Source organism: Paraburkholderia humisilvae, assembly GCF_902859855.1.
Taxonomy (GTDB): domain Bacteria; phylum Pseudomonadota; class Gammaproteobacteria; order Burkholderiales; family Burkholderiaceae; genus Paraburkholderia; species Paraburkholderia humisilvae.
This window is the reverse complement of sequence record NZ_CADIKH010000061.1, coordinates 25,353-31,352: the sequence shown is the minus strand read 5'-3', so window position 1 is coordinate 31,352 and position 6,000 is coordinate 25,353. Positions and strand designations below refer to the sequence as shown.

The window sequence follows — 6,000 nt, the reverse complement described above, 5'->3', positions numbered from 1 at the left end:
CCACAGCGTCATGAACACCAGCATCGACGAGAACTTCATGCGGTCGGCGAACGCGCCGGTGATCAGCGCCGGCGTAATGATCGCGAAGGTCAGCTGGAAGCAGAAATAGACTGTCTCCGGAATCGTCGTCGCGAGGTGACTCACGGTCAGCGTCGTCGCCTTGTCACCCTTCACGTACGACATGCCCGACAGGAATACCCGCGAGAAGCCGCCGATGAACGAGTTGCCCGGCGTGAACGCGAGGCTGTAGCCGACCACCGTCCAGACCACCGTCACGAGACAGGTGATCGCAAAGCTCTGCATCACGGTCGCGAGCACGTTCTTCTTGCGGACCATGCCGCCGTAGAACAACGCGAGGCCCGGAATCGTCATGAACAGCACAAGCGCGGTGGAGGGGCCATGCGCGGCGCTTGACAGATCACTTCCACCATCTCGCCGAACGGCGCGAGATTCGCGCTGCGTAGCGGCACGGTCGATGCCCACAGAACCGGATACGGCGGTTCCTCATCCGGATAACGGCCGAAGGTGTCCGTGAGGTAGACAACGAATACGGGGTTGATGTCCTCGCGCGCGAGCCGGAGAAATGGGTCTGTGAACGCCGTTCCCCCGCCCCCAAGAACCGGCAGCAGGTCCCCCAGCTCGCCACGCTCGAACACCTACATCTGCGTGACACGCGTATCGCAATCCAGCACGATCAGGCGCCGCGGCCGCAGGCTCCCGTTCATCGCCATGATCTCGGCGGCGAACTGGGCCTGCGTCTCGTCAAACACGGAACCGCTCGAGTCACGCACGAACACCGCGTCGCCAACCGCCGGCTCATGCAGCGCGGGCAGATACAGACCCATGTGCAGATAACGGCGGTTCGGCATCACGAAGCTGTAGTCGGTCGGCGATGCCTGCTGCGCAAAACGATGCAGCACCGCACGCCAGTCGACCACCGGCTCGACGGCCTGCTGGACCATGGCCTGCAGGTCACCGGGCAGATCGCCGCGCATCTGGGCCGCTTTCGCGGCCTGGTGCACGGCGACCTTCCATTCGGCTGCCTGCAACGGCTGATCCTCGCCGCGATACTGCCGGACCTCGCCACAGGAGGGAGAGCTGCGCCACGTATCCGAAGTCGTGAAGGTCGAGGGTTTCAGCAACGGGGATTACGTCCTCAAACGCGTCTTTTAACCTTGGAGTCATTGTCCAGATGAAGCAGACCCTTCGAATGTTACTGGTTCTCATGCGCACGCAGCTGGGCCTGGTGGCACGGCGGCTGTTCAGCCGGCGCGAGATTCGCACCACCCTCATTGCGGCCGGCCTCGCCGGTTTCGCACCGCTCGCGCTCGCGGCCGACCTGTCGGACCTCAGTGGTGCGACCGACATCATCTCCCTGATCGAAGGCTACATCAGCGGCCCGTGGCTTTTCGGTATCGGCGTCGTGCTGATCATTCTGGGTTCGGTCGCTATCTCGAGTTCCGAAGGCACGATCGGCAAGCTGCTGTCGACCTGTCTGGTCGGACTGGGTCTCGCATCGGCCGTGGTGCCGATCGCGCAGAACCACCTGCACCTGGTCAATTCCTGTGCGTAAGCCGGTCAGGGTCAGTCGCTCGCTTTCACTGCCACGCCAGATGGGCGGGGCCGATCGCGGCCTGGCGATTTTCAACGGCACGATCACGCTGCTGCTCTGTTACGCGAGCACGATCCCGGCATTTCTGCCGATTGGCCGTTATTAATCAATGTTTCCCATGTTATTCTTGGTGCACTTGTACACCACTATTGAAAGGCTATGAGCGAAGTTACTGATAACGGCATCGCTTTGCGTTCCCTTATCGAACAGGCGGGACTCACGCAGGCCGATGCGCTCGCCGTACTGAACAGGGGGCAAGCCTTCCCCATCGCGTTATCGACATGGAAGGCATATCTCGCGGCACCTGACAGCGCGCGGCGTCGGGTGTGTCCCGACAACGTTCTGGCGCACGCCAGAAAGACTATCGGGAAGGGTTCAAAAGAGCGTTGACACGGTGCACATGTGCACCTAAAATCTAACTATTGTCTCGATATGGAATGGTCATGGGAACGAGATACGAACAGGACGTGGTTGCGTGGGCTAATGAGCAAGCGGCACTTCTGCGCGCGGGCAAGCTGACTGCCATCGACGTTCAGCACATCGCAGAGGAGATTGAAGACGTGGGCAAGAGCGAACAGCGCGAGTTGGCGAGCCGTATGTCAGTCCTGTTGGCTCACCTGCTGAAGTGGCAGTTTCAGCCATCACGTCGCAGCAAAAGCTGGGGGTTCACCATCCGCACGCAGCGCAAGGAAGTGGCCTACGTACTGGATGAAGCGCCCAGCCTTCGGGGCAAGTTCAGTGATGCTGCGTGGCTCGATATCGTCTGGTCGAAGGCGCGCAGCGCGGCGAGCAACGAAACCGGCCTGGACCTCGATGCGTTCCCGGAGGTGTTGCCTTGGACCGTCGATGACGTGCTCTCGCAAGAATTTCATCCCGAGTAACGGAAAAGCCAGCGCAGCGCGCAGAACGTTCGCGGTTAGGCTGCACCGCGACGGGCGTTCGCTAAAACTCATACAGCAATTGATTGGAGTTTCCTCGCTTTCCGCCGTTAAACGCCTAATAGACGGCGATCCGGTCAGGCTGGCCTCAGTAGTAAGCGGAGTTATTTGATGGGGGCGAAGAAACAGGTTGCGGCGCAATCTCAGCAGGAATTCTTGCGCGCGTCGATGACTGAGCTGGGTATGACGCGATCCGCGTTCGCGCAACGGATCAGCGTGCCGGTGAAGACCCTCGATAAGTGGATGGCTCCAGCCAATACGACGGACTTTCGCAACATGCCAGACGTGGTTTGGGCCTATGTTCGAGAGATTTTGGAGTGGGACTCAAAAAGCGTTTGATATACCCCCATTGGGGGTATATGATGAGTCCATCAACTGGAGATTTGTGTGAAGCCTTCTATTGCACTGAACGCGCATCGCGCGGAGATTCGTAGAATCGTGGAGGACAACCGTGCATCAAACGCCCGCGTGTTCGGCTCGGTGCTGCACGGCGAAGACACCGAAGAAAGCGACCTCGATCTGCTAGTCGAGCCGCAGCCTGGCATGTCGTTGCTCAACGTCGGGATCATCCGGTACAAGCTGGCAGATTTGCTCGGTGTCTCGGTGGACGTGCTGACGCCGAATGCTTTGCCGGATAAGTTCCGGGCACGAGTCCTCGCGGAGGCGCAGCCAGTATGAGCAACAAAGAGCCGCGTCTACCCGAGTATCTCGGCCATATCATCGAGGCAATCGATCGAATCGAATCCTACATTGGCAACATGCCAGAAGAGGACTTCAAAAAAAACCAGCTTCTGATCGATGCTGTGATTCGCAATATCGAAGTCGTTGGCGAAGCGAGCAACAGGATTTACAAGCATCATCGCGCGTTCCACGAAGCCCATCCGGAAGTGGAATGGCGAGGCAGCTACGAAATGCGCAACGTGGTCGCGCACGACTACTTCAAGGTTGACCTTGATGTTGTGTGGGAAGCGGTCAAGAACTATCTGCCCGCCATGAAACGGGCAGTGCGCGTGCTGCTGCTGGATTTCAACGATGGCGAAGAAGACAACCAAGCGGAGCGGCCTGCCGTGCCGCGTCCACGCATATGACGGAAAACCGTTATGGTCAATTTGACCGTCGCCGACGCACTTCGCCTCGCAATCAATACGCTGCGGGACATTGCCGAATCGCGCAAGATGCCCTCTGGCATCGAGCTGGATAGTGCAACTGCTGAGCTTCACGCGGATGCGGCCGACGTGCTGGATGAATCGCTCAAGCAGTTACGCGGGCACGAATAGGAAAACAACTTTATGCGGCACATAGGGGAAGAAGTGAATGTTTTTACTCTTGCAATTACCCACTCCCATTAGCGGGCCGGTGTCAAGCGAACAGCTGTTGCCGTGGCGGCGTCAGCCGCCAGCTTGGTGGACCTGCGAATCCCGATGGCGGCAGCTGAGGGCGTCCGTTTCTTCAATTCGGTGGCTGCGACGGATCGCGCCACACACCCATGAGGATCAAGCGAGTAGCGGTGCAAGCTGCCGTCGCCCTGGTGGCCCGAGGCTGCCCCAGAAGAACGTTGGTACCGCAATGCGTCCACGCGATTGCACATCTGCACGGGCTGTCCCCGCGACGGGACGCCAGTCGGTAGCTGGATCGCGTTGCGGGCGATCCGCTTCTGACAGCTGATCGGGGACGGCAGCACGGCATCCCATTCATCTTTTCGTGGCTTGCATGCCAGTGGGTAATCGGGGCTTGCCGGCTGCCGTCGTAACTATGCGAAGCAGCGCGTTACATCGAACGGTTGGTGGTCCATGCCGCGCGTCTCATTCAGGATGAGAATCTGCCAGACGCGGCAGCGGGAACGGGCGTAGCCCGGAACCGCTGTCGCGCCTGTTGCATCGGTCTGTCCGTCTTCGATGTCGGGCTTCGCCGGTGGTCGCGGTGGATCGGGAATGAACGAGCCTTCCATGTCATGGGAGGCCGCCGTGCCCGGACGACACGTCAACGACCACCAGATGAGGCTCTATATGAAGTACAGACGCAAGGACGGCCCGGCGGTTGCGGCCGCACGCGCGGGTTTCAGCACTGCAACGGCGTATCGGCTTGAGCAGCATCAGCGGCTGCCGTCGCAGAAGAAGGAGCCGCGCGAGCGCCGGCGCCCCGATCCACTGGCCGCCATCTTCGACTCCGAGATTGTGCCGCTGCTGAAGTCAGCGCCCGGTGTGCGGCCCGTCGCGATACTCGAGGAGATGCTCCGGCGCCACCCGGAACTGTCGCGCACCGTCAGGCGTACGCTCGAGCGGCGCATACGCGCCTGGCGTGCGTTGCACGGCGAGGAGCGTGAAGTTGTTTTCCGTCAGGTCCATGAGCCGGGGCACCTCGGACTGTCCGATTTCACCGACATGCATGCTCTGGGCGTCACGGTGGGCGGTATCGTGCTGGACCACCGTCTGTATCATTTCCGGCTAGCCTGTTCGGGATTCGAGCACGCCCACGTGATCCTTGGCGGCGAGAGCTACGTCGCGTTGGCCGAAGGGCTCCAGAATGCGTTGTGGGCTGTTGGCGGTGCGCCGCGTGAGCATCGTAGTGACAGCCTGTTAGCGGCGTTCCGCAACCTTGATCGCGACGCGCGCGACAATCTCACCGTGTCAGCGTCGGATGCTGACGTCACCGATCTCCTGCCGTTTAACTTCGCGAAGCGCCCAACCATGGCAGGCAATCCGGTCTGATTCAATGTGTGCCATTGCCCCGGCACCGGTGCACCAGGGGCGATAATGCGAGTCCTTCTGCAATTGACGACGCTCTGTACAAACCCATGGCCAGGTCCTACACCGTATATACGCTTCGCGCGCAACTGCGCGATATCGAACCGCCCGTGTGGCGGCGAATCAGGGTCGACGGCAACATCACGTTGCGAAAACTGCATCACATCCTGCAGGCCGCCTTCGGATGGACCGATGCGCATCTGCACGACTTCGAGGTAGATGGGCGAACCTACGCAATGGGTGACAACGACAACATGCTCGAGCTGTTCGCTGAAGATCCTGAAATGCTGGATGATCGCAAGGCACGGTTACACGGACTCACCTACCAGGGACATCGGCTCCTCTATCGATACGACTTCGGCGACGACTGGCATCATGACATCCATGTCGAAGAGACCGCGCGTACCGATCGCGAACCTCACAGCGAAGCATGGATTCTTGCCGGAGCACGTGCGTGCCCGCCGGAGGATGTGGGTGGCACGCGCGGATATGAAGAGATGTTGCGAGTCCTGAGTCGGGAACCGGACAGCGAGGAGGCTCAGGAGTATCGAACATGGGCAGGCGACGACTTCGATCCTGAACTGTTCGACCGACGAGCGGCAAACGCGGCACTCTTGCGCATGGCATGGAACAACTGGGGAAAAAAGTAACCGCCTTTAGTTCCCAATGCAGCACAGGCAGCGATCCGGTGTGCTCAAATTAGCGC

The 6,000-nt window shown here is 60.1% G+C and carries 8 protein-coding genes and 4 pseudogenes; 10 read left to right on the top strand and 2 right to left on the bottom strand.

Features of this window, described 5'->3' with window-relative positions:
- Together HV796_RS34160 and HV796_RS34155 are read right to left on the bottom strand one after the other, a co-directional pair.
- Nucleotides 1-393: pseudogene (locus HV796_RS34160) on the bottom strand (ammonium transporter); the annotation flags it as partial.
- Nucleotides 369-1,097, bottom strand: a pseudogene (locus HV796_RS34155) (vWA domain-containing protein); the annotation flags it as partial. The pseudogenes HV796_RS34155 and HV796_RS34160, both read right to left, overlap by 25 nt.
- Before the next feature lie 113 nt (nucleotides 1,098-1,210).
- Between HV796_RS34155 and HV796_RS34150 the strand changes: the two are divergent.
- The 10 genes and pseudogenes from HV796_RS34150 to HV796_RS34110 all read left to right on the top strand — a co-directional run bounded on the left by HV796_RS34150 (nucleotide 1,211) and on the right by HV796_RS34110 (nucleotide 5,944).
- Entirely contained in the window at nucleotides 1,211-1,573 is a 363-nt protein-coding gene (locus HV796_RS34150; protein WP_246356186.1) for a conjugal transfer protein TrbC, read from the top strand.
- A gap of 40 nt (nucleotides 1,574-1,613) precedes the next feature.
- A pseudogene (locus HV796_RS44405) lies at nucleotides 1,614-1,709 on the top strand (conjugal transfer protein); the annotation flags it as partial.
- Between the two features lie 62 nt (nucleotides 1,710-1,771).
- Complete coding sequence (locus HV796_RS34145) at nucleotides 1,772-2,002, top strand: hypothetical protein (RefSeq protein WP_175232305.1); 231 nt, start codon at nucleotides 1,772-1,774, stop codon at nucleotides 2,000-2,002.
- 53 nt (nucleotides 2,003-2,055) lie between these two features.
- Nucleotides 2,056-2,493, top strand: coding sequence for a DUF29 domain-containing protein (locus HV796_RS34140; protein ID WP_175232304.1), 438 nt, complete (start codon nucleotides 2,056-2,058; stop codon nucleotides 2,491-2,493).
- Between the two features lie 168 nt (nucleotides 2,494-2,661).
- Nucleotides 2,662-2,889: a transcriptional regulator gene (locus HV796_RS34135; protein ID WP_175232303.1), complete on the top strand. Its 228-nt coding sequence runs from the start codon at nucleotides 2,662-2,664 to the stop codon at nucleotides 2,887-2,889.
- Nucleotides 2,890-2,937: 48 nt separating this feature from the next.
- Complete coding sequence (locus HV796_RS34130) at nucleotides 2,938-3,228, top strand: nucleotidyltransferase family protein (RefSeq protein ID WP_175232302.1); 291 nt, start codon at nucleotides 2,938-2,940, stop codon at nucleotides 3,226-3,228.
- Nucleotides 3,225-3,638 (top strand): HepT-like ribonuclease domain-containing protein, encoded by a 414-nt coding sequence (locus HV796_RS34125; protein WP_175232301.1) that lies wholly within the window; start codon nucleotides 3,225-3,227, stop codon nucleotides 3,636-3,638. The genes HV796_RS34130 and HV796_RS34125 overlap by 4 nt, the downstream gene beginning before the upstream one ends.
- Nucleotides 3,639-3,650: 12 nt before the next feature.
- Entirely contained in the window at nucleotides 3,651-3,827 is a 177-nt protein-coding gene (locus HV796_RS34120; protein WP_175232300.1) for a hypothetical protein, read from the top strand.
- Between the two features lie 687 nt (nucleotides 3,828-4,514).
- A pseudogene (locus HV796_RS34115) lies at nucleotides 4,515-5,174 on the top strand (IS21 family transposase); the annotation flags it as partial.
- Between the two features lie 170 nt (nucleotides 5,175-5,344).
- On the top strand, nucleotides 5,345-5,944 hold the full coding sequence (locus HV796_RS34110; RefSeq protein WP_175232299.1) for a plasmid pRiA4b ORF-3 family protein: 600 nt from the start codon (nucleotides 5,345-5,347) through the stop codon (nucleotides 5,942-5,944).
- The last annotated feature ends 56 nt before the right edge of the window (nucleotides 5,945-6,000 follow it).

Excerpts from the sequence above, each read along its gene's own strand:
- HV796_RS34150 (WP_246356186.1), top strand. The coding sequence starts at position 1,211 with ATGTTACTGGTTCTCATGCGCACGCAGCTGGGCCTGGTGGCACGGCGG.
- HV796_RS34145 (WP_175232305.1), top strand. The coding sequence starts at position 1,772 with ATGAGCGAAGTTACTGATAACGGCATCGCTTTGCGTTCCCTTATCGAA.
- HV796_RS34140 (WP_175232304.1), top strand. The coding sequence starts at position 2,056 with ATGGGAACGAGATACGAACAGGACGTGGTTGCGTGGGCTAATGAGCAA.
- HV796_RS34135 (WP_175232303.1), top strand. The coding sequence starts at position 2,662 with ATGGGGGCGAAGAAACAGGTTGCGGCGCAATCTCAGCAGGAATTCTTG.
- HV796_RS34125 (WP_175232301.1), top strand. The coding sequence starts at position 3,225 with ATGAGCAACAAAGAGCCGCGTCTACCCGAGTATCTCGGCCATATCATC.
- HV796_RS34120 (WP_175232300.1), top strand. The coding sequence starts at position 3,651 with ATGGTCAATTTGACCGTCGCCGACGCACTTCGCCTCGCAATCAATACG.
- HV796_RS34110 (WP_175232299.1), top strand. The coding sequence starts at position 5,345 with ATGGCCAGGTCCTACACCGTATATACGCTTCGCGCGCAACTGCGCGAT.